Origin of the sequence: Paraburkholderia sp. SIMBA_054 (assembly GCF_046534875.1) — a bacterium.
In the GTDB taxonomy this organism is placed as follows: Bacteria; Pseudomonadota; Gammaproteobacteria; order Burkholderiales; family Burkholderiaceae; genus Paraburkholderia; species Paraburkholderia hospita.
In genome coordinates this window covers 1-247 of the sequence record NZ_JAWRXV010001393.1, presented here as the reverse complement: position 1 = coordinate 247, position 247 = coordinate 1, and the positions used below count along the sequence as shown (strand labels likewise).

The following is a 247-nucleotide window of genomic DNA, read 5'->3' as shown; positions in this document are numbered from 1 at the left end:
CTGCGAGCGTTATGCGATGAGCCTGCCGGACATCGAGGCCTACATCGAGCAGAAGATCCCGGTCGAGGCGGTCACCGCCGACCTGCTGACCGCGCTGCCGCGCCCCGAGCGTGCGCCGGTGGCCGGCGACGACGAGGGCGAGAACGAGAGCGTTGGTGCGATCTTCCGCGAGGCCCGCGAAGCGCGCGCGGCCGAGGAAGAACGTCGTGGCGGCGGTCGTTCGGGCAGCCGTTCCGGCGGTCGTTCC

Annotated in this window: 1 protein-coding gene; it reads left to right on the top strand. The window is 71.7% G+C overall.

Annotated features, from left to right (window positions below):
• Positions 1 to 16: 16 nt before the first annotated feature.
• The coding region (rhlB, locus tag SB822_RS59630) for an ATP-dependent RNA helicase RhlB (protein WP_410859445.1) at positions 17 to 247 on the top strand (231 nt) is incomplete at its 3' end.